General features: G+C 54.4%; 24 protein-coding genes. 18 read left to right on the top strand and 6 right to left on the bottom strand.

Features of this window, described 5'->3' with window-relative positions; translation table 11 throughout:
- Position 1: 1 nt before the first annotated feature.
- Both JFL75_RS07740 and JFL75_RS07735 read left to right on the top strand, forming a co-directional pair.
- Positions 2–1,366, top strand: a complete 1,365-nt coding sequence (locus JFL75_RS07740; RefSeq protein ID WP_215626107.1) for a sensor histidine kinase — start codon at positions 2–4, stop codon at positions 1,364–1,366.
- Positions 1,367–1,481: 115 nt separating this feature from the next.
- The gene (locus tag JFL75_RS07735) at positions 1,482–2,087 is read left to right on the top strand and encodes a hypothetical protein (protein WP_215626106.1); all 606 of its coding nucleotides are present in this window, start codon (positions 1,482–1,484) and stop codon (positions 2,085–2,087) included.
- A 37-nt stretch (positions 2,088–2,124) separates the two neighbouring features.
- Here JFL75_RS07735 and JFL75_RS07730 read toward each other — a convergent pair whose 3' ends face one another.
- From JFL75_RS07730 to JFL75_RS07720, 3 genes are all read right to left on the bottom strand, one after another.
- Positions 2,125–3,270, bottom strand: coding sequence for an aldo/keto reductase (locus tag JFL75_RS07730; RefSeq protein WP_215626105.1), 1,146 nt, complete (start codon positions 3,268–3,270; stop codon positions 2,125–2,127).
- Between the two features lie 173 nt (positions 3,271–3,443).
- A complete protein-coding gene (locus tag JFL75_RS07725) occupies positions 3,444–3,968 on the bottom strand; it encodes a PepSY domain-containing protein (protein WP_215626104.1) in 525 nt (174 codons plus the stop codon).
- Positions 3,969–4,078: 110 nt separating this feature from the next.
- On the bottom strand, positions 4,079–4,351 hold the full coding sequence (locus tag JFL75_RS07720) for a TIGR04076 family protein (RefSeq protein ID WP_215626103.1): 273 nt from the start codon (positions 4,349–4,351) through the stop codon (positions 4,079–4,081).
- A 221-nt stretch (positions 4,352–4,572) separates the two neighbouring features.
- Here JFL75_RS07720 and JFL75_RS07715 point away from each other — a divergent pair, with 221 nt between their 5' ends.
- The 4 genes from JFL75_RS07715 (at position 4,573) to JFL75_RS07700 (ending at position 9,325) form a co-directional block, all read left to right on the top strand.
- The gene (locus JFL75_RS07715; RefSeq protein ID WP_215626102.1) at positions 4,573–5,238 is read left to right on the top strand and encodes a hypothetical protein; all 666 of its coding nucleotides are present in this window, start codon (positions 4,573–4,575) and stop codon (positions 5,236–5,238) included.
- Between the two features lie 84 nt (positions 5,239–5,322).
- Complete coding sequence (locus JFL75_RS07710) at positions 5,323–6,099, top strand: methyltransferase domain-containing protein (RefSeq protein ID WP_215626101.1); 777 nt, start codon at positions 5,323–5,325, stop codon at positions 6,097–6,099.
- Between the two features lie 214 nt (positions 6,100–6,313).
- A complete protein-coding gene (locus tag JFL75_RS07705; protein WP_215626100.1) occupies positions 6,314–8,587 on the top strand; it encodes a methyl-accepting chemotaxis protein in 2,274 nt (757 codons plus the stop codon).
- Positions 8,588–8,605: 18 nt separating this feature from the next.
- Positions 8,606–9,325, top strand: coding sequence for a hypothetical protein (locus JFL75_RS07700; RefSeq protein WP_215626099.1), 720 nt, complete (start codon positions 8,606–8,608; stop codon positions 9,323–9,325).
- Positions 9,326–9,329: 4 nt separating this feature from the next.
- Here JFL75_RS07700 and JFL75_RS07695 read toward each other — a convergent pair whose 3' ends face one another.
- The gene (locus JFL75_RS07695) at positions 9,330–9,995 is read right to left on the bottom strand and encodes a nitroreductase family protein (RefSeq protein WP_215626098.1); all 666 of its coding nucleotides are present in this window, start codon (positions 9,993–9,995) and stop codon (positions 9,330–9,332) included.
- A 116-nt stretch (positions 9,996–10,111) separates the two neighbouring features.
- On the opposite strand from JFL75_RS07695, the gene JFL75_RS07690 reads away from it, so the two are divergent.
- The 3 genes from JFL75_RS07690 (at position 10,112) to JFL75_RS07680 (ending at position 11,270) form a co-directional block, all read left to right on the top strand.
- Positions 10,112–10,567, top strand: coding sequence for an Rrf2 family transcriptional regulator (locus tag JFL75_RS07690; protein ID WP_215626097.1), 456 nt, complete (start codon positions 10,112–10,114; stop codon positions 10,565–10,567).
- Between the two features lie 82 nt (positions 10,568–10,649).
- Positions 10,650–10,871 (top strand): BrnA antitoxin family protein, encoded by a 222-nt coding sequence (locus tag JFL75_RS07685; RefSeq protein ID WP_215626096.1) that lies wholly within the window; start codon positions 10,650–10,652, stop codon positions 10,869–10,871.
- 27 nt (positions 10,872–10,898) lie between these two features.
- Entirely contained in the window at positions 10,899–11,270 is a 372-nt protein-coding gene (locus JFL75_RS07680; RefSeq protein WP_215626095.1) for a hypothetical protein, read from the top strand.
- A 38-nt stretch (positions 11,271–11,308) separates the two neighbouring features.
- Here the strand turns inward: JFL75_RS07680 and JFL75_RS07675 are convergent, their stop codons facing one another.
- Positions 11,309–11,857, bottom strand: coding sequence for a flavodoxin family protein (locus tag JFL75_RS07675; protein WP_215626094.1), 549 nt, complete (start codon positions 11,855–11,857; stop codon positions 11,309–11,311).
- Positions 11,858–12,005: 148 nt separating this feature from the next.
- Between JFL75_RS07675 and JFL75_RS07670 the strand changes: the two genes are divergently transcribed.
- From JFL75_RS07670 to JFL75_RS07660, 3 genes are all read left to right on the top strand, one after another.
- Positions 12,006–12,386 carry a winged helix-turn-helix transcriptional regulator gene (locus tag JFL75_RS07670; protein ID WP_215626093.1) on the top strand — a complete coding sequence of 127 codons (381 nt, stop codon included), beginning with the start codon at positions 12,006–12,008 and terminating at the stop codon, positions 12,384–12,386.
- A gap of 134 nt (positions 12,387–12,520) precedes the next feature.
- Positions 12,521–14,131, top strand: a complete 1,611-nt coding sequence (locus JFL75_RS07665) for an ankyrin repeat domain-containing protein (RefSeq protein ID WP_215626092.1) — start codon at positions 12,521–12,523, stop codon at positions 14,129–14,131.
- Positions 14,132–14,171: 40 nt separating this feature from the next.
- Positions 14,172–15,152: a DUF1266 domain-containing protein gene (locus tag JFL75_RS07660; protein WP_215626091.1), complete on the top strand. Its 981-nt coding sequence runs from the start codon at positions 14,172–14,174 to the stop codon at positions 15,150–15,152.
- Between the two features lie 127 nt (positions 15,153–15,279).
- On the opposite strand, the gene JFL75_RS07655 is transcribed toward JFL75_RS07660, so the two are convergent.
- Positions 15,280–16,269 carry an alkaline phosphatase family protein gene (locus JFL75_RS07655; protein WP_215626090.1) on the bottom strand — a complete coding sequence of 330 codons (990 nt, stop codon included), beginning with the start codon at positions 16,267–16,269 and terminating at the stop codon, positions 15,280–15,282.
- Between the two features lie 117 nt (positions 16,270–16,386).
- On the opposite strand from JFL75_RS07655, the gene JFL75_RS07650 reads away from it, so the two are divergent.
- From JFL75_RS07650 to JFL75_RS07625, 6 genes are all read left to right on the top strand, one after another.
- Entirely contained in the window at positions 16,387–17,097 is a 711-nt protein-coding gene (locus tag JFL75_RS07650; protein WP_215626089.1) for a hypothetical protein, read from the top strand.
- Positions 16,995–17,264 (top strand): DUF4261 domain-containing protein, encoded by a 270-nt coding sequence (locus JFL75_RS07645; protein ID WP_349629694.1) that lies wholly within the window; start codon positions 16,995–16,997, stop codon positions 17,262–17,264. The genes JFL75_RS07650 and JFL75_RS07645 overlap by 103 nt, the downstream gene beginning before the upstream one ends.
- Positions 17,265–17,344: 80 nt before the next feature.
- Entirely contained in the window at positions 17,345–18,112 is a 768-nt protein-coding gene (gene ygiD / locus JFL75_RS07640; protein ID WP_215626087.1) for a 4,5-DOPA-extradiol-dioxygenase, read from the top strand.
- A 156-nt stretch (positions 18,113–18,268) separates the two neighbouring features.
- On the top strand, positions 18,269–18,646 hold the full coding sequence (locus JFL75_RS07635) for a hypothetical protein (protein WP_215626086.1): 378 nt from the start codon (positions 18,269–18,271) through the stop codon (positions 18,644–18,646).
- Positions 18,647–18,648: 2 nt separating this feature from the next.
- Entirely contained in the window at positions 18,649–19,119 is a 471-nt protein-coding gene (locus JFL75_RS07630; protein ID WP_215626085.1) for a hypothetical protein, read from the top strand.
- Between the two features lie 54 nt (positions 19,120–19,173).
- Positions 19,174–20,013, top strand: a complete 840-nt coding sequence (locus JFL75_RS07625) for a prenyltransferase/squalene oxidase repeat-containing protein (RefSeq protein WP_215626084.1) — start codon at positions 19,174–19,176, stop codon at positions 20,011–20,013.
- The last annotated feature ends 30 nt before the right edge of the window (positions 20,014–20,043 follow it).

Here is a 20,043-nt window from a genome sequence, read left to right as displayed (position 1 = left end):
TATGAAGCTTACGATCACCTGGCGGATGACCCTTTGGTACGCCGCCTTTATGGCCGTTATCAGCGGGGCGGTGCTGTTCTTCATATCCGCCACCGGAACCCGGATCCAGAAAGCCCATACCGGGGAACGGCTTGTCCGGGCGGTGACGGACAATGCCGGCGACCTCGAGTATATCCGGGGGCGTTTCCGGGGAGACAGCCTTGAGGATTACGAAGGCGTGTATATTCTGGTGTGCGCTCCCGGAGGGGCTGTGCTCTATGGATCTGTTCCCCGGGGATTTCCCGGACTTGAATTTACTCCGGGGGCCATCCAGGAAACCGGCTGGGACGACGACCACTACCTGGTCTACGATCTTTCCGCGGATATTCCCGGGTACGGTCCGGCGGTTATCCGGGGAATTTCACCTATCGGTACCATAACTTCCGCGGCGAGATCCCTCAGGTTCCTGGCGGCGGTCATTTTCCCGCTCCTGGTAGCCGCCGCGCTGGCCGGCGGCTACATTCTCACCAAACGGGCCTTGGGTCCCTTGAAAAAAATCAACGCCGCGGCGGAGGCCATTACCGGAGGAAAGGACCTTTCCCGGAGAATTAATCTTTCCGGCGCGGAGGACGAGCTCCATGAAACCGCCCGGATTTTCGATGAGATGCTGGGACGGATAGAACTGGCCTTTGAGACGGAACGGCGTTTTACTTCCGACGCGTCCCATGAACTGCGGACACCCGCTGCGGTGATTATTTCCCATTGCGAATACGCCCTGACCCAGGCGCGGACCGATGAAGAGCGGATGGAGTCCCTGCGGTCAATTGAGGCTCAGGCCCGGCGGATGTCCCTTCTGGTGTCCCGTCTGCTGGCATTGGCCCGGATGGACAATGGGCGGCAGGAGCTCGATACCGAGACCATCGATATGGATGAGCTCGCCGCCGCAGTTATTGCGGAACTGGAACCCCAGGCCCGGGAAAAAGGTATTGCCCTCAGCGCCGAGACGGAGCCGGGATTGACTTTTAAAGGAGACCGGACGCTCATGGCCCGGATGCTTCTTAACTTAATTTCCAACGGTATTAAATACGGCCGGGACGGGGGCTTTGTGCGGGTGTGTTTTTCCCGGAAGGACGGAGGTCTTGAAGGGCGTGTCGCCGACAACGGGCCGGGTATATCCCGGGATGAACAGCCCTTGGTCTGGGAGCGGTTTTACCGGGCTGACCAGTCCCGGAGCGGTGTCACCGCGGACGGCAGAAATGTCAGCTTCGGCCTCGGCCTTCCTATGGTAAAATGGATTATCGAAGCCCATGGCGGCAGTATTTCCCTTGACAGCGAACCCGGCAGGGGCAGTGTTTTCAGTTTCTGGCTGCCCGGCGGCAATAACTGAGAGAAGAGCCGATAAATTTCCCGCTGCGTTTTTCCGGCGGGATATATGACAGACTGATGTCATGGTATATCCCGTATACTGATTTTTCAGAAACACAAAAAACAGGAGTTCTGTTATGAAGGATATTCTTGATTTTCTGGTAACACGGGTAAACGGAAAAACCCTGTACACCAAAGAACTGGTCTATGAACTTGAGGGCGGAGCCCTTCAGGGAGTCTATTCGGATCAGATATCTTTTTCAAATTTACTGTACTCAAAAAGCGGACTGCGGCTGGATATGTTTATCGTATCCAACGAAAAGATCTACACTATAGGGGAGGGGAAACAGCGGGAATCTCTGCGGAAGGATTTCAGCGGCGCGGCCCTGTTCCGCTACGAGCTGGCCCTCCGGAAAAGCACGGGCGAACTTACCGGTCTTTTCCGGTTCATATCGGCGTCCGGCACGGAGGTCCCCTCGGAAGCGGTGGTCAGCGGTATCCGTGATGTCCGCCTTGAGGAGGGGGCTCTCAGGCTTACTGAAGATCAGGCCCTGTACCGTGACCAGCCTGCCGGCGACGGCAGCTGGAAAGCCGTGGCGTTCCGGTCAAATCACCGCTTCTTCCTTAAGGAGGGCAAGCTGCACTACGAGTATGACGGTGTGAGTTTTGACGTGGATCCCCTGACCCTGGAACGCCGGGTTTCCGCGGATCGGTTTCCGCCCTTTGTTTCGGCGGAACGCTGAAACAAAGGGCGCGGGGTTCCGCTGGCAGTTACCTTCCTTATGACCCGAAAAGTTCCGCGGCCTTGGCCATATTGTTAATGATCTGCACACCGAAGGGACACCGCTCTTCGCAGTTTCCGCAGGCTATACATTCGGCGCCGCGGTGCTGCAGGCTGCCGTAATGGGACAGAACCGACGGCGGAATAGTGCTCTCATCCAGCCGGGCAATGTCCAGGTATTTGTTGACCGCCGCGATATCGATCTCCACCGGGCAGGGCTGGCAGTGGCTGCAGTACACACAGTTTCCGGAAAAATCATTGTGCAGTTCGTTCAGAAAGGGGGTGTAATCCCGTTCCGCGTCTCCCGCGTCCAGATACGTAAGGGCGTCTTCCACTTCCGCTCCGGTTCTGCACCCCAGGAGCACACTGAAAACCGCCGGGCGGCTCAGGGCGTAATGAACACACTGGTTCACCGTCATGGGTTTTGAGAAGGGGGTGTGTTCGGGGGAAATGAGTTTTCCCGCGCCCAGAGTTTTCATCACACTGATACCCACTCCCTTCTGTTCACAGAGGGTATAGAGGGCGGCCCGTTCCGGGTCCAGCCCCCTGAACTCCTCGGTCTTCCAGCCTGCCTGCAGGGTGTCCAGGGTATACTTGTCCGGGGGACAGAGGTCGAAGGCCAGATTTATGCTGAAAAGCATGATTTCCGGAATGCCGGTTTCCACCACCTTCGCGGCAATGTCCGGCCGGTGTGAGCTGAAACCGATGTGGCCGATATCGCCTTTCTCCTTGAGCTTGACCGCGTAATCCGCCACACCGCCGCTGAAGACTTTGTCAAAGTCGTCCTGGGAATCGATAAAGAAGAGCATGCCGAAGTCGATGTACCCGCCGAAAATACGGAGGCAGTCTTCAAAATACTTCTGCACCGTGGGCATGTCCCGGCTTATGTCATACTGCTGGTTGATGTCGGTGGATCCGATATGCCCCTGGATATAAACATCCTTCCGGCGGCTGCCCAGAGCTTTGGCGATATTCTCCCGGATTTCCTTTCCGGGCATGAAAACATCAAAATGGTTTATCCCCCGGTCAAGGGCGGCGCTGATGGTATCCGCTGTCTGGTCATAGGGTTTGTTGTCCAAGTTTTCGCAGCCCAGACCGATGATGCCGGCTTTTCTGCCGGTTCTTCCGATTTCCCGGTATTCCATGGTTTGCTCTCCTTTCACTTTAAAGCGTACAGTATACGCCTAATTTCCGTTCCGGTCATCCGGTCAATGGTATTTTTTCACTACCCCGCACAGATACCGCCGGCCCGATGAGGATATTCACCGTTCTGAGGAATTATTTCAACTAACGTATTATTACCGGCGGGGAATGTGTCTTATCTCCGGTCCCGGAGCCGGCGTTCATAAAAAATCACGTCCCCGGTAACGGCATCGATATCAGTCTTGTACCAGTTTTCACTGCCGGCGATTTTGATTTCATAAATTAATATACCATCATCTTCCCGGGACAGCCTGCTTTCGGTTACCGTACCGTCTCCGGTTCGTTCCAGTGCAATTTTTACGGCCGCCTCTTCACTGATTGCCGGCACCGTATCGGAGGTGCTCCGGATATTTTCCCGGACCGGACTGGTTCTCTGGGTGTAAACCCTTCCGTCGTCAGCGCCGATTTCAAAATAATAGCGCAGCCCTTCATTGACCAGGACAATTTTATAATACCGGATTCCCCGGTCCCGGAATTGATCCTTGTGGACCACCGTGCCGCCGCCGGCTTCGGCAAGGGCGCTTTCTTCCGCTCTTTCAAGCCCGATATCCCCTTTTCCCTGGGCAAACAGAGATCCTCCGGCAAGGACCAGAACACTGAAAAACAGGACAGCGAAACCCGCCTTTTTTATAACTGACATAAGAAACTCCTTATACCATACTAATACTAACCCAAAATTAAAGGCAGATTAAAGCTGAAGGCTATTACGTTTCTCATTGTTTTAGTGCCTGCGCTGAAACCGTTCCGGTTTTACTGGCCCGGCTCCTCCAGCAGGCGGATGGTAAACACCACGCAGCCGTTGTCCGGGCAGGCCAGACGGGTTTTACTTCTGGGGTCTTTCTCAAAGGAAAAACGCGCTCCGCCGTGGAGGGCGTTCTGCATGGGGAAAAGGGCCATGTACGCCCCGCCGCAGAATGGTCCGTCCGGGGTATTGAGTCCCGACGCGTAGAACCGGTCTCCCGATTTGTAGCCCGCCGCGCAGCAGCCGGTAACTGTTTCTACTTCAATTTCAAACCGTTTCATTCTTTTCCTTATTAATACCGCGAGATCGCTGTTTTCATATTGCTGGTTCCCGGGGATAGCTTTTTTATAGGTCCAGCACATGATACAGTCCTTCCCCATGCTTCATAGTACGGGGAAGGGCAGGGCTTCGGCAAGGGCGGCGGCCGGGCACCGCTGCGGAAATCTTCTGGACGAAAACAGCGGGCCGGTGTATCCTGGGTTTATTCTGGAGATAAATCGGAATGGGCAGAAAACAGGAGCTTTCCTTAAACCTCCAATTGGCGGAGGCTATTTCCCAAAAGGATTTTGGCTGCGGTTTTTATACCGATGCGGTATTGAAGGATGCAGCGGTCCGGCGGGATGTGGTGGACCTAACCGTTAACCATCCCTACATCATGGTGTACTACCACGGCTACCATATTCTTGACGCCGCGGCGGAGCGGAATCCGAAACTGCTGTACCCTTACTGGCAGCGGTTCACCCCGCTGCTTAACCACAAAAACACCTACCACCGGCAGATTGCCCTGGTGATCCTGGCCCATCTGAGCCGGGCCGACAAAGACGACTGTTTTTCGGATATCCTTCCGCAGTATCTGGATCTGGGATTTGATAAGAAAATTCTTATCGGCGTACTCTCGGTGCGGTATCTCCGGATAGTTCTCCGGAATAAACCGCAGTACCGGGACAAGGTGATTCCGATTCTTTTAAACCGAAAGGAACGTTCGAAGTATAGTGAACGCCAGGAAGCCCTGCTGGAATACGAAGTGCTGGAAATCCTGGAGGAGTTTTACGGCGGTCTGCCGGACCGGGCGGCCGCGGATGGCTTCATCCGGGACCGCCGGGACTCGGCCAGCCCCAAGACCCGGAAGAAAAGCCGGGAACTGATAAAGAAGTTCCGCCTGGACTGAGTCCGGGGCCGGAGGATTTTGCCGGAATCACTATATCTGGTTCCGGCGGCAGAAGAATAAAACGCCAAGCAAGGAGAAAAGACCATGCCCGCTTGGGACCCGTCGCAGTATTTGAAATTCCAAAGAGAACGCACTCAGCCCGCTATAGATCTTGCGGCCAGGATTTCCCTGGGTTCCCCTAAAAAGGTGCTGGATGTGGGCTGCGGCCCGGGAAACAGCACCGCGGTTCTGGCTGAGCGTTTCCCCGGGGCGGAAATTATCGGCATTGATAATTCTCCTGACATGATACAATCCGCCCGGAAAAAAATGCCGGCGGTCCGTTTCGAATGCGTGGACGCCGCCGGGAATCTTGCTTCCCTCGGCGGCGGTTTCGATGTGGTGTTCTCCAACGCCTGCATCCAGTGGATCCCGGACCACCGCGGACTGCTTCCCAGGCTTATGGGGCTTCTGGCTCCGGGCGGCGTTCTTGCGGTCCAGACTCCCATGAACTACAAAGAACCTATTCACATAATTATCGAAGAAATGATCGGCTCAAAAAAATGGAAAACCCATATTACCAATCCCCGGGTGTTCTATAACCTGCTTCCCGGAGACTATTACGATTTGCTCTCCGGAATTTCCGGCAATGTTTCTTTATGGGAAACAACCTACTACCATATTCTGCAATCCCATGAGGACATTATGGAATGGTACCGCGGCACGGGACTGCGTCCGTATCTGGAAGCCCTTCCGGAGGATCTGCGGCCCGGTTTTGAAAGTGACGTCTTCCGGCGGGTTGCGGAAGCGTATCCCGTCCAGGAAAATGGTTCGGTAATCTTCCGCTTTCCCCGCTTTTTCTTTACCGCGGAAAAATTACCATAGGGTAAAAATTTATTCATTTACAGTAAACAAATCTTTGCTGACCCTCCCGCTAAACAGCGGCATAGTTTCCGCCGTTTTTACCGCGGCGGGAAGCGTCGCAGCACGGCGTTTTTCTAAGTACAACTTGTCCTATATTGACAAAGCAAGATATACCTAACATGGTTTACCTGTAGCGTAGGGAAAATTTCATTATTAATCTGAGGGTACCATTTCTATGGCAAAGGCAAAACGGTCCATTGGCGTAAAGCTGATGATTCCTATACTGATTTCTTTCCTTGTTTTCGTTTCCGTGGTGGTGGCGGCGATCAACTTTCTGACCATCTATACCTCGTCCCGGTCGTTCCGGCGGCAGTTGGAGCAGAAGGAATTTCTCGTTTACGGACAGGTAGAGGAACAGCTCCGCCTTCTGGGGAACAAGATTTCCTGGTTCGCCGAATCGCCCCTGGTGCTGCGGCTCTTTTCGGGAGAGGATGCCGGGATAATCCGGGAGGAAACCGCGTCCCTTCTCAGAGCCCTGGATGTGGACGGCATCGTTCTGGTGGATCCGGATGGGTATGTCATCGGCGGTGCCAGCGGACCTCCCACCATCGGCAGAGATTACGCCAGAACCATTGTATCCTACACCGATGACCAAAACAGTTCCGTCCGGATTTATTCCCTGGATTCGGTCATGGAAATTGCCGCCTCCGCCCCGGTTTTTATCGGAGGGGAGCTTGCGGGTTACGGCATACTTGAATACAGCCTCCAGTCCCGGCGTTTTCTCAATGATCTCAAGGCTGTTACCCAATGCGAAATCGATGTGTACCAGGGATCGGCCCGCCGGGCCAGCACCGCCGATATGCCGGCATCTCCGGCGGACCCGTCAGGTTACTGGAGTATCAGCGGTTCCGGTGCCGGAAGCCTCCAGGCCGACGCGTTTACCGGCGCCAGCCAGGTCCAGTCCGGAATCTCTCCGGCAATCCGGGAACCGGCTCCCGTCAGTTCCGCCGTGACACCGGCGCAGCCCCGGGTTTCCGCCGCTGACGCGGTTTCCGCCGCCTCCGGAACAGCCATGGATGATTCCCCGGCGGCCCTTGAAATCGCCGACACGGTCCTGGGATTGGGGGAGAATTTTTCCGGGGAATACCGTGCCCGGGGTGAGCAGTACCTGGCTGTCCATATCCCCCTGCGGGACCTGTCCGGGTCCGTCATCGGTATTGTCTCCATGGGTCTTCCGGTTTCTTCGGTTTACGAAATAGCCCGGGTTCTCAACTCGGTGATCATTCCCCTGCTTATTGTGGGAATCACCCTTCTTTTTGTGCTTCTGGTTATCATGTTCCGGAACATTGTCATGCTTCCCATCCGGGCCACCGCGGCGGCGGCGGAAAACCTTACATCCGGCGAGGCGGACCTGACCTACCGGATTCCCCTGGAGCGGAACGATGAAATCGGAATGATTATCAGCGATATCAATACCTTTATCGGGGCCCAGCGGGAATTAGTCCTCAAGATCAAGGATGCCCAGGGCGCCCTCCAGGGTATCGGCGAAAATCTGGAGAGCCATTCCGAAGAATCGGTTAAGGCCAATGCCGGCATCATTGCCGCTGCGGAGGATATCAGGAACCAGACCGAAAACCAGTCATCTTCCCTGGTCCGGACCACTGAGGTCCTGGGCCATACCGCGGATTCCATTGTGAGCCTCAACGGCCTTATCCGCAGTCAGGGTGAATCCATCAGCCAATCCTCGGCGTCCATCGAAGAAATGATCAGTAATATCGAAGCCGTAACCAACTCGGTGCAGAAGATGAAAACCCAGTTCGGCGAACTGGTGGCGGTTTCCGATTCCGGGCGGGAAAAGCAGGCGGCGGTGGACGGGAAGATCCGGCATATCCTGGAACAATCCCAGCTGCTCATCGAGGCCAATACCATCATCGCCACCATCGCCGCCCAGACAAACCTGCTGGCCATGAACGCCGCCATCGAGGCTGCCCACGCCGGCAGCGCCGGGGCGGGATTTTCGGTGGTGGCCGATGAAATCAGAAAACTGGCGGAGAATTCCCAAAGCCAGTCGGTTTCAATTAAAAAAGAACTGAAGGAGATCACCCAGTCGATCAATGATACGGTCCGGTCATCGGCGGAATCCCAGGAAGCCTTCCGGCTGGTCTCTTCCCAGATAAACATCACCGATGACCTCATGCTGGAAATTCACAATGCCATGAATGAACAGCGTGTCGCTTCGGACCAGATTCTCCATTCCCTGGCGGAGATGAACGGTTCCTCCGCGGATGTGCAGAAAACCTCCGCGGAGCTCACCGCCAATATGGACCGGGTGAATACTGAAATGAACGAACTTACCGGTATTGTGACTACCATCCAGGAAGGTATTGTCCGTATGGGCGGCAATGCCCGGGAAGTCAATGCCGCGGCGGAGAATGTCCTCAGTCTGGCGAGGGAAACCCACGACAATATCCAGGTCATGGAAAAAACTATCGGTTCATTCAAGGTGTGATGAACCAAGGAGCTGAATATGATACGGAAAATTTCTGTTATTGCTGTACTGATTATTTTTGCCGGCGGCTTTGCCGCCGCCCAGGAACTGAAGATCGATTACCGGTTTAACACAGCCCGGACCGATTCCGCGAACTACCTGACCTTCCAGGGGCCGGTCCGCTACGCCGGGGTGGAGGCGGATACCTTTGACAGTGTTTCCGGCGCGTCAAAATCCCGGTCGACGGCTTTCTTTTCTCCCTATCTGATGGACATGTACGGCCGGCCGGTTTTTTCCGGCGGCCTCAGGGGAGTGCTGCTGTTCGCCGTAGCCCCGCCGGCCATGCGGACCGACGACAACCTTACCGCGGAAAAAGCTTCCGACGGGACCATTACTATCCAGTACGTACACCGGGGAACGGCGTATAAAATAACCACGGATAAAAACGGAAAACTCGGCTTTCCCCGGGGCGGTTTTTCCATGCGGACAATCGGCTATATCCAGGGAGCGGGCCCCCAGGTGCTTTCCCGGGAATTTTCCTCCGACGGGACAGCCGCCGCCGCGGACTGGAAAAAAATCTGGGATCCCGGTATCCCCGGCGGAAAGGAAATAACCCCGGGAATCAGCGCCCGGACGGGAATTATCGTAAGTGATTCCGGCGATCCCCAGGCTATGTTCAACTGGGACGGCACCCTCCAGGTGACTCTTGAACAGAATATCCTGAAGATCTCAGGAACCCTCCGGCCGGTAAAACGCTAGCCGTCTACGCCCAGCGCCAGCCTTCGCTGCCGGCCCCGGCCTCAAAGTGGTACTTGGCGATCCCCAGGTCCGTCTTGGTATAAAAACCGGAACCGGGACTGGCCGCCACGATATCACCCCGCAGGGTAAACCGGAACTTCTGCTGGTTCATGGCTGTGGGCGCCAGCTGGGCTGCTTCCACACCCCGGCGGAACCACTCCGGCGCGTCTCCGTTGGCGGAACTCAGTTCTTCCGGGGATTTCGTCTTGTGGGGTACCCCGGCGTTTTCACCGTAGCCGATGGTTATCACCATCAGCAGTTTTTCTCCCGGCCCTACGGCGGCGGCGGTTTTCCCTTTGCTGAAGGTCAAGGCCACCCAGCAGGTATTTAACCCCAGCTGCGCGGCTTTAAGAACGAGTTTTTCCCCGTAATACCCGCAGCGCTCTTCAAAGGTTTCATCCTTTTTTCCTACCAGGGCGATATAATTCCGGACGTTCCGGAATTTCCCGTACCTGGCCATCATCCCCGAGAAGGCTTCGGGCTCATCGGTGCAGAGCTGAATGTGCAGTCCGCTGTCGCGGTTGCATTCCTCCACGGTCCGGCGGAGTTCTTCCAGGGTTTCACCCTCTATCTTTCTGTCCGTATAGGCCCGGACGGAATGGCGCGTTCGCATAGCTTCCTGCAGATCCATTGTATACTCCTATTTGTAATAGTTGATATTACAATGATAATATGATACATTTGTAATGTCAATTGTTACAAACAATTTGTACCAAAAAATTATTGTTATTGTGAAGGTGAGATCCTATGCGGGTGAGTACCCAGTTTCCTATTGCCGTCCATATCCTTCTTATGGTGGCCTATTTTAAGGATATCAGAATCACCAGTGATATGGTTGCCGCCAGCGCCGGATGCAACCCGGTGATCGTGCGGAATATTTTCCCGAAACTCAAAAGGGCGGGGCTCCTTTCGGTGCGCACCGGGATGGGCGGAACTTCTCTGGCACGGCCGGCAAAAGAAATTTCACTCTGGGATATTTATACCGCGGTGGAAAGCGATGAAACAGAGGAAATGTTTAAAATTCATCCTAATACTTCCGCCCGCTGTCCCGTTGGCAGCAATATCCGCGGACTGCTCCTGTCACACCTGGAGGAGGGAATCGCGGCTTTGAGGAAATCCCTCTCCAAGGTAAGCCTCGCGGACATGAAAAAAGAACTTTCTTTACAGCCCGTGCCGCCGGGATTGATAAAAAAATTGAAGTAAAATATAATTACAATATGTAGTAAAAAATAACTACATTATCCGATTCTATTGCTGCGGATTTAACCGAACCGGGAGGGCTGATATGCCGGACAGCGCCGATAGCTATAAAAAAGAACTGGCCAGGATCCGGGAGCTCGCCCGGCGGCAGGAAAAAAACGTGGTTTCGGTCCGGGTTTCCCCGGATGCTCTGGAAGTCTGGAAGAGTCTCGGCCGGGGGTATACCGGCATTATGGCGGCTCTCCTGGAATACACGGCCCTGCGGAAGCCGGAATGGATTACCCAGGCCCTGGACAGGGAAAAATAGAACCGGCATTATCCTGGACGGTGAAAAATGATGACTACCACGGCAAAACGGCAGATCATGCTGAATGCTTTGCGGGACGAAGTGTATCTGGAGACCTGTTTCTACGAGGAGGACCTGGAGGCGGAAATAACCGCCTGCAGCGATGAAGGGGATGTGCTCCTGACTCTGGTTCTGGGAATCAGCGGTACCAGTCCGCTGTACCGGCTGTTCCCGGGGGAACGCCTGGGCCGGATCGCTTTGAGCGAAGGGGATAAGGGGTACCTTTTTGAGAAGTACTTCCGCAAAACCGTGTTTGAGGAAATTCTCCCGGCGCTTCTGGCGCAGGCGAAGCGCATGCCCCGTCCTCTGGGACGGAAGCCGGTCTGGATGAGCGAAGACGCGAAAACCCTCCGGTTATGATCCGCCGGCGGAACCCGGCGGCGGATCATTACAGGCTTCTAACGGATCGATGCCCCTAGTTTCCGGGCGTCTTCAAGGACCGGTTTGCCGGTGATATCTCCCACAGAAACGACCCCCTGCGCCAGGACCTCGCCGGCGGAATTCCATCCAAGATGTTTCATGAGGCCCCGGTAATAATGGAGAGCTTCTTCGTATTCGTCGCTTTCCGCGGCCATAAGCAAAACACAGTCTTTTGCCGGGATATGGTATTCGGGGTAGCTTTCAGCTACGGCGAAAATCCGGTCAATGGCGGTTTTGAGCTGTCCGCTGATGGTCCAGTAATACAGCGGTGAGGCCAAGACCACGATATCCGCTTCCCGCAAAACCGGGTAGATCGTATCCATGCCGTCCTTCTGCACACAGGGACTTTCCGGATCCTTGCCTCCGCCGTAGCAGCCTTTGCAGCCGCCGATGTTCATCTTATCCAGGAAGAAGGCCGTCACGGTATGACCCGCTTCCTCCGCTCCTTTCGTAAAAGCCTCGATGAGGGCAGCGGTGTTGCCTTTGGGCCGCGGGCTTCCGTTGAGTACGATGATTTTCCTGCTCATGGGTTCTCCTTTGTTCTATTCTTAGCCGCAGGCATCCGGTGTTTTTTCTGGACATAGCCGGCTGCCTATGGGATAATTTTACCATACATGGGATGAATCGCAAGTACGCACATTTTGGTGCGGTACTAACCAAAAGGAGAGTTAAACTATGGGCGCGGAATATATTTCCGAGGCAAACCTCGAGGAGAGCGGCTTCAGCTATACTCTGTCCCTGATCAGCGGGAAATACAAGATGGCTGTCCTGTACGGCCTCTCGGCCTTTGGTGTGGTGCGGTACAATGAAATGAAGCGCTTTCTCAAGACCGTTTCCCACAAGACTCTCAGCCTCACCCTCAAGGAACTGGAAGCCGACGGGCTGGTTCACCGGAAGGAGTATCCCCAGATTCCGCCCAAGGTGGAATACAGCCTTACCAGCCGGGGAAAATCCCTGATCCCCATTCTAGACGCCCTCTGCGACTGGGGCGAGAAAAACCGGCGGAAACGGAAGCCGGGGAACCAGAGGCTTTTCGCCGGCGGTTCAGCGCTGTAGGAATACGGGGAACAATACCCCTCCTGGAAGGGCCCGGAATCATATTCCTTTCAAAATAACCGGATGAAAAAAACTTTCATTGAATTTGGTCTCTTCCCGTGATACCTTCAATAATAGAAGTGAGGGCAAAGACCATGGACAACGATATCATGAACGAAATTTCCAGCTCCTACCGGGACAGGAACAGTACCGCCGAAGGCACTGCGGCGCTGTACGGAAAGCTGGAGGATCCCAATTTTCAATATTTGAGCTATCCGGTGCTGATTTACGCCGCCGAACACGCCGACGCCGCGGGCATCGAGGCCCTCCTGGCCGCGGGCGCGGACGCGGCTTACCAGAGTGAATACAACTATAACGCGCTCCACCGTATGGCTTATAAAAACACCAGTGATTACGCCTACTGGGCGGATGAAAAGAAAGCCGCTGAGCTGCTTCTGAATGCCGGTACCAGCGTTCTCCGCAAGGATGTGGACGGGGTCACGCCAACCTATATCGCCGCCGAGCGGGGTAAATACAAAATGCTGGAAGCCATTAAGGAAGCGGGAAAAAAAATGGACTTTCCCGGCAAAAACGGCGAAAGCCCGCTCCACATAGCCTGCGACCGGGCGGTCCGTTCGGCGGAATCTTTCTATAAATACACAAAACCGAGATACGACGAGGCCATGGCCAAGGAAAGCGACGGCAACGAATTCAATGACCGTATGCTGGCGGACCGGCAAAAATCCGCCCAGGAACAGTACGACCGGGACTGGGAGGAGGTGGAGCGGTATTTTAAAACCATTCAGCTGCTCCTGGACGCCGGGCTCGATCCTGATCAGAAAAATAATTACGGGACAACTCCCAAGGAAATCGCCTTTGAATGCAGGGATATCCGGGTCCCCGCTCTGCTGGCCGGTACATACACCGAAGGGGCGGAGAACGATGAAAACACCCGGCTGGAAATGCTCGCCAAGGGTATGAATCTCATGCAGGCGGTCGAAAAAAGGGACCATGAAGCCGTGGAGGCCCTGCTGAAACTGGGAGCGGATCCCAATGAATTTTACGGTGAAGAATTGCGGCACGTCAGCATTCCCCTCATGGGCAAAGTACCCCTGTCCCTTGCCTGCGTTCTCCTGGATACCCGGCTCATCGGTCTGCTCCTGGATCATGGGGCGAATCCAGTCCTCAAAGACAGTGAGGGAAAAATCCCCCTGATGTACTGCTTCTCCGTGGGTGTGGGCGTGAATCATACGACCTTCCAAAACAAAGTCATTGAAACCATAATGAAAGCTATGACGGATAAAGGCCTGACGGTGAACGGCGAAGCCGACGACGGGGGCAACACCCTGCTTAACACTGTCTGCCGGCGGGTGGACCGGGCCACAGGCTATAACAGCAATACCCTGGAGGGAACCTTCATCAGGGAGCTGCTGCGGTATAAGGCGGATCCGAACATACCCAACAACGCCGGCCAGACCCCGCTGATGTGGGTGTGTCAGGGCGGAAGCGGTTACATGGAGGACATTCAGATTTCCCTTCTGGAAGCCGGAGCCGATGTGGCTGCCCGGGACAAGGAAGGAAACACACCCCTCATATACGCCGCGCAGAACCGGAACAAGACCATGGCCAAGACCATGTCGGAAATGCTTTTTGAATTCGGCGACCCCAAGCCCGACACGGTGAACAACGACGGCAAGAGCGCCCTGGCTTTCGCCACGGAACAGGATAATGAACCCCTGGTAAATTTTCTTTTAACCAAGGTGTGAGAATAAACACAATTCACAAATACCGCAGGAGGATGGAAAAATGGACGATATGGAAAAACTGATTAACGCCAATATCGAGCAGTACAAAAAAACAATGGACCAGGCCCTGAAGGAAGCCCTGGATCAGCAGAAAAAAATGGCCAAGGAAATGGGCCAGGAAGTGACTGAAGAAGACCGGCAGGAACTTATCGACGATTATACCCGCCAGGCCGAACAGAGCATTGAAATGATGCGGCAGCAAATGCAGATGCAGGCGGCCATGATGCAGAACATGGCGGGGATGCAGGGTATGCCGAATCTGGGAGATATGATGAGCCAGATGATGCAGGCCGGTGATGACGACGACGAAGAAGACGATGATGATGAATTCGACGAGGAAGCCTTCAACGCTTTTATAGCGGAGAATCCCGTACCCGACGAGTATAAAAAGTACATGCCCATCGGGGCTCTCCTCATCGGTACCCAGGGGGAACCCTACGAGACGCTGCATCTTATCATGGATGAAGACGATACCGATGCTATCCTGTCCAACGGCTGGGGGATCGACAGCAGGGATGAAGGGCTGGAAATGCTGGAATCCCTCCTGGGAGGCCGGCACGCCAAACACTTCGCCAAAACCTTCGCCAAGCTCAAGGCCGGGGATACCAAGGGTCTGGACGCGGATGATGTGGAGGATTACGAAGCCAGTGTTTCCGGCATCACGGAAATCCTGGAGCTGCCGGAGGAACTGGTGGAAAACTGTACCACCCTCTACGCCTGGGACCTGGAACGTATCGGTTACCTGGCCCGGCTCTTCGTCAACATCGGATACATCACCGAGGAGGAAGCCTGGGAATGGATGGCCAAGGCTGCGGTGAAGATCAAGGAAAATTTCAAAACCTGGGAAGAGTACATTGTTTCGGTTCTTCTGGGACGGGGGCTTGCCATGGGGGTCCATCAGGAACCCTACGCCGTGGCCCTGGATCTGCTCACCGAGAACAAATCCTTCCTGAAGGCCAATCCCATAAAGAACCTGGCCTGATTATGGACAGCGCGGACCGGGCGCCGGAGGATAACCACTGAACGCACATGCCGGAAACTGGCGGCTGTCGCTTTGCCGCCGGTTTTTTTGGAGGGTATGTTGCTGAACGGAAAGTTCCGATGAGATATTATTCTGTAAACACATCCAGGACAGAGCCCTGCCAGAACAAAGGAATCTCGAGTTCGAAAATATGAGCTATAGTGGGTGCTATATCGTAAACCATCACAGGTCCGGGTATTGTATAAGCTGGCCGGATATTTTTCCCCGCAATAATCACTGGTATTTTCCTTTCGGCAGCGGTATCGTTGCCATGGCTTGTACCAATCCCACCGTGGTCAGATGAGAAAATCAATATGGTATTGTTCCATATTCCTGCGTTTTGAATTGACTGTATGATTTGTGCAACATATTCATCCAATTTTTTCAGCTGATTGTAATATTCATTTGTATCATGGCCCACACTATGTCCAATACCGTCCGGTTCGAGAAAGACGATGGCGGTAAAATTAGGTTTTTCCGCTTCAATATATGAAGTTATACGTAATAGAGCGGAAGCCCCGCCGGAAAGATCCGGTATATGTTCTTTTTTATCTAGTACATTGTCAGGACACAGGTAACCAAGTTTAGGTTTTTCATAAAAATAGGCGACCGTACAGTTGGGACGTTCTTCCTTCAGAAGTGTAAAGATTGACGGAAACAATCCATATTTGTCAATGACAGATGATTCAGCGTATGGAGGATCATTATTTGTTGGGGGATTAGTTTTGTAACCATGGATATCCGGAGTGGCTCCCATAAACATGGATGCCCAATTGGGGACAGTGATGGACGGCATGACATCCAGCGCATCAAGCGTATAAGAACCTGCCGCCATACTGCTTCTGATCACCGGTATGTCCGATTTCTCAAAACTGTAACTTCCCCATCCGTCTAATCCGATTAAAAAAACGTGTTTTTTAGTAAAACTTTCATCCAACGGCAAAACAGGATAATGGTAAACACCAGTGTCATTACTAAGATGACTTTTACATGCGGAAAAGAAAAAAAGAACAATCACGGCTAGGCAGACGTAAACAGCTCTTTTCTGTTTTTTATGTTTTTTTTCTATTTCTCCCATATATATAAACTATCTTTTTATTTACGTAAAAACAATGGTTTCTTTCCACCTATTTGCAGGATGCAGTTTTGATTTTGTGCTAAGCTGAAGAAATACACGGTCACGGAGGATAGAACTATGGATACAAAAGAACAGCCGGAAGAGCAGCGGATACTCAAACAGGATTTAAGCGAAGAAGCCCGGTTTTCCGGCGTCTACATGGTGAACCTCCTTTTTAAGGAACCCGCCGGGGACCCGGATACGGAAACTATCCTGGAGAAACTTTCGGAACGGCTCGGCGCGGCGGACCCGGTCTCCCGGGATACGGGACTCCGGTCATTTGCCCTAAAGGAACACACCGTGACGTACCAGCAGGGACCGGCGCCGTCCATGGTTATGCTCACCGGCTGCGAGCCGGTAAAGCGGCCCCTGGGGGACAGTCTTGCCCGCACCCAGTTCTGGGATGTTCCCGATGGAACTGAACTTCTGGATTCCTGTCCGTATCAGGTTATGGTCTCTGATATGATGGCCGCGGGACTCAGACCCGTAGATCGGGCGGTTATCCTTGGGGATTGGCTGGATATTGTCCTCGGACTCTACCCATCCTGCGCGGCAGTTTTTTTCAGCCCTCTGGAAAACTACTTGCCGCCGGACAGCTGCGGGATAATACCGATACGGGATGGCGGCGCTTCCTCCGCGGGGCGGTTAACGCCCGGTTTTTTAATATCCAGGGGACCGAGGACAAAGTGGTGGATACCCTGGGGCTCTACGCCTTCGGGCTGCCGGACGTACAATACCATTTCCGCGGACTGGATCCCAACGCGGTGGTCAGTCACGCCTATAATGTAGCCTATTACCAGTTCGAATACGACGCGCCCATTGAATCGGGCCACACCGTGGATGGCATTGATCCTGCCGTGCAGTGGACCTGCCGGTACGAATCGGCCTTAATCCAGCCGGCCCGGGAGGTCCTGGACATCGCCCCGGGAGAGTACGCCGCGGGAAACCGGGAGTAGACCGTTTCAGCGGAAGCCTTGCGGCCCCCGGAACGGTGTTGTAGAATTGTTCCTGGAGATTTAAAAAACAGGAAAGTACAATGAAAAGAATGCCCGTAGTGTTTGCCGGCCACGGTTCACCCATGAATATCGTGGAACAGAACCAATTTACCCGGGGCTGGGCGGCTATGGCGGAAGCCCTGCCAAAGCCCGAAGCGATTCTCTGTGTTTCCGCCCATTGGTTCGGCCCCTGGGACGCTGTATCGGAAACCGGAACGCCGGAGACCATCCACGATTTTTACGGCTTCCCCGAAGAGCTCTACGCGGTGCAGTACCCCGCACCCGGCGCGCCGGATCTGGCCCGCAGGACAGTTTCCCTGATGGGGCCGGGCACTGAGGCGGATTCCCGGAGGGGGCTGGACCACGGCGCCTGGAGTGTTCTCCACTGTATGTACCCCGGCGCGGATATACCCGTATGTCAGCTCTCGGTAAACGCCGGCAATTCACCTATGGAAAGTTATCTGGCTGGACAGAAACTCAGTCCCCTCAGGGAAGAAGGGGTGCTGATTCTGGGCAGCGGCAACATCGTACATAACCTGTCCCTGGTCGACTGGAACCGGTCCGGCGGTTATCCCTGGGCGGATGAATTCGACGGATATATCAGAGCGGCGGTGGAAGAAGGACGGTACGACGCCGCCGTCAATTATGACGCCGCCGGTCCCTCCGCCCGGCGAGCATTTTCCTCCCGTGACCATTACGACCCGCTGCTGTATACCCTGGGAGCCGCGGACTCCGGTGACCCCGTTCGGATATTCAACAGCGAACGGGTTATGGGTTCCCTTTCCATGACCTCCTATATAATAGGCTGACTTTCCGCCCCTTTACAAAAGCCTTAAATCCATATACTTGTGGAGGAAACAAATTTAAAACAAAGAGGCGGATAAAGGGTGAATCGAAAACATACGGCCGTAATTTTTTTCCTGCTGCTCTGCGTTTCCCTTTCTTCCCTTCAAACGGAGGCCCCCATGCTGGAACTTGGTTTTATGAAACCCATGGCTTATACTGCCGGCAAAACCGACAAAACGGCCGGGGTCGAATATATGAGAGTATCCCTGCGGGACGGAAACTACTACGAAATTAAAATCCATTATTCCGGTGATGAAAGCAGCGAATATTTTACCTTCAGGATCGCGGATGTAAAAACCACCGGAACAACCACGCAGGGAACATTAACCGATATAAGCTGTGAGGACATAACTGGCATGTGGTATACCGATGACAATGCCAGGGGAACCATAGAAGCGGATGGGGACAGCGGCATAGTACGCGCGGAAATCCTGATCCATATTTACGGTTCGGAAATGGAAAGCACTATTATCTGGAAAAAAGGAGAGACGGAATAACCATGGAACGATTCACCTACATCAGTGAAATGCCCGGGGATCTGGCGGAGGAAATCCGCTCGGAATACCGGGAAGCTCTCAGCCTGCTGGGTGCCGCCGGGACGGACACCCCCGCAGAAATTGTGGAGAAAATTTACCGCCGCGCCGGCGACTATCTCGAACAGGGCAGCGGTGATCCCGATGAAGCCCAGGAACTGGGAATCACCCTGGGCTGTGCCTGGGCGGAATCGGTTATCCGCGCTTACGGCTGGCGCTGGATGCATCTCGGGGAGACATCGGACGAGGCCGGGGTGTACATCGTATCGCCGAATGATTACTACTGCTGTCCGCCTCTGTATTTTCTTACGAATATTCTATCCGGCGGGAACACGGGTCTGGACGGACGGAATGACAACACGGTGCTCCTTCTGTTTAATATGCTTGAAAATATCGAAGCCCAGAGACCGGAAGAAAAGTACACCGTTGTGGCGTGAGTTTTCTCCCGCCGGGTGGGGTAATATTCCGGCGGGGCAGGGCAGGAGGAACCAATGGCCGTGGACAAACATTATTCCGCAGATGCCGAAGCGATAATCGCCCGCCGGTACGACCAGGGGGCTGACTTCTGGACCACCCCGGACAAGCGCCTCATAAAGGGGGCTCCGTTTTCCGCGCTGGAAAGTGCTCTCATGCTGCTGGAACTGGGCATGGATCCGGAAGATCCCCTGCTCAAAGCCGTGGCGGACCTTTTCTGGGAAGCCTGGCAGGAAGACGGACGGTTCAGGGTTTACCCCAAGGGCGCGGTCTTTCCCTGCCAGACCATCCACGCCGCGGCGCTCCTCTGCAGATTGGGTTACGCCGATGATCCCCGGATGGAAATAACCTTACGGCATCTTCTGGAAACCCGGTACACCGACGGCGGCTGGCGCTGTGAGAAGTTTTTCTTTGGCCGCGGACCGGAGACAAACCATTCCAATCCGCTGCCAACCCTCAACGCTCTGGACGTGTTCCGCTATACCCCGTACTATGGCACGGAATCCTCCCTGGACCGGGCGGTGGACTTCCTCCTGTCCCACTGGGAAACCCGTCTGCCCCTGGGTCCCTGCCATTACGGAATCGGGACACTCTTCATGCAGGTGGAGTACCCCTTCAGGAATTACAACCTTTTCCTCTATGTGTATGTGCTTTCGTTTTACAGGCGCGCCAGAAAGGACCGGCGTTTTCGGGAAGCCCTGTCCGCGCTGGAAGATAAACTGGCGGACGGGCAGATTGTGGTGGAACGGGTGGTACCAAAGCTGGCGGGGCTTTCCTTCTGCCGCAAGGGCGAACCCAGTGAGCCGGCGACAAAACGCTACCGGGAGATTCTGGATAATCTCGGGAAAAAGAACTAAGTCCGTGCCATTTCCGGAAAGCAGGCAGCC

The organism is Breznakiella homolactica (genome assembly GCF_016616095.2).
Lineage (GTDB): Bacteria > Spirochaetota > Spirochaetia > Treponematales > Breznakiellaceae > Breznakiella > Breznakiella homolactica.
The sequence above is the reverse complement of the archived record's forward strand: the minus strand, read 5'-3'. Positions and strand labels throughout refer to the sequence as shown.

Bases quoted from the DNA above. Each gene is read 5' to 3' on its own strand.
- JFL75_RS07650 (WP_215626089.1), top strand. From the start codon at position 16,387: ATGGATACAAAAGAACAGCCGGAAGAGCAGCGGATACTCAAACAGGAT.
- JFL75_RS07740 (WP_215626107.1), top strand. From the start codon at position 2: ATGAAGCTTACGATCACCTGGCGGATGACCCTTTGGTACGCCGCCTTT.
- JFL75_RS07685 (WP_215626096.1), top strand. From the start codon at position 10,650: ATGCCGGACAGCGCCGATAGCTATAAAAAAGAACTGGCCAGGATCCGG.
- JFL75_RS07665 (WP_215626092.1), top strand. From the start codon at position 12,521: ATGGACAACGATATCATGAACGAAATTTCCAGCTCCTACCGGGACAGG.
- JFL75_RS07705 (WP_215626100.1), top strand. From the start codon at position 6,314: ATGGCAAAGGCAAAACGGTCCATTGGCGTAAAGCTGATGATTCCTATA.
- JFL75_RS07630 (WP_215626085.1), top strand. From the start codon at position 18,649: ATGGAACGATTCACCTACATCAGTGAAATGCCCGGGGATCTGGCGGAG.
- JFL75_RS07695 (WP_215626098.1), bottom strand. From the start codon at position 9,995: ATGGATCTGCAGGAAGCTATGCGAACGCGCCATTCCGTCCGGGCCTAT.
- JFL75_RS07735 (WP_215626106.1), top strand. From the start codon at position 1,482: ATGAAGGATATTCTTGATTTTCTGGTAACACGGGTAAACGGAAAAACC.
- ygiD (WP_215626087.1), top strand. From the start codon at position 17,345: ATGAAAAGAATGCCCGTAGTGTTTGCCGGCCACGGTTCACCCATGAAT.
- JFL75_RS07730 (WP_215626105.1), bottom strand. From the start codon at position 3,270: ATGGAATACCGGGAAATCGGAAGAACCGGCAGAAAAGCCGGCATCATC.
- JFL75_RS07635 (WP_215626086.1), top strand. From the start codon at position 18,269: ATGCTGGAACTTGGTTTTATGAAACCCATGGCTTATACTGCCGGCAAA.
- JFL75_RS07625 (WP_215626084.1), top strand. From the start codon at position 19,174: ATGGCCGTGGACAAACATTATTCCGCAGATGCCGAAGCGATAATCGCC.
- JFL75_RS07715 (WP_215626102.1), top strand. From the start codon at position 4,573: ATGGGCAGAAAACAGGAGCTTTCCTTAAACCTCCAATTGGCGGAGGCT.
- JFL75_RS07660 (WP_215626091.1), top strand. From the start codon at position 14,172: ATGGACGATATGGAAAAACTGATTAACGCCAATATCGAGCAGTACAAA.
- JFL75_RS07720 (WP_215626103.1), bottom strand. From the start codon at position 4,351: ATGAAACGGTTTGAAATTGAAGTAGAAACAGTTACCGGCTGCTGCGCG.
- JFL75_RS07690 (WP_215626097.1), top strand. From the start codon at position 10,112: ATGCGGGTGAGTACCCAGTTTCCTATTGCCGTCCATATCCTTCTTATG.
- JFL75_RS07710 (WP_215626101.1), top strand. From the start codon at position 5,323: ATGCCCGCTTGGGACCCGTCGCAGTATTTGAAATTCCAAAGAGAACGC.
- JFL75_RS07675 (WP_215626094.1), bottom strand. From the start codon at position 11,857: ATGAGCAGGAAAATCATCGTACTCAACGGAAGCCCGCGGCCCAAAGGC.
- JFL75_RS07700 (WP_215626099.1), top strand. From the start codon at position 8,606: ATGATACGGAAAATTTCTGTTATTGCTGTACTGATTATTTTTGCCGGC.
- JFL75_RS07655 (WP_215626090.1), bottom strand. From the start codon at position 16,269: ATGGGAGAAATAGAAAAAAAACATAAAAAACAGAAAAGAGCTGTTTAC.
- JFL75_RS07670 (WP_215626093.1), top strand. From the start codon at position 12,006: ATGGGCGCGGAATATATTTCCGAGGCAAACCTCGAGGAGAGCGGCTTC.
- JFL75_RS07680 (WP_215626095.1), top strand. From the start codon at position 10,899: ATGATGACTACCACGGCAAAACGGCAGATCATGCTGAATGCTTTGCGG.
- JFL75_RS07725 (WP_215626104.1), bottom strand. From the start codon at position 3,968: ATGTCAGTTATAAAAAAGGCGGGTTTCGCTGTCCTGTTTTTCAGTGTT.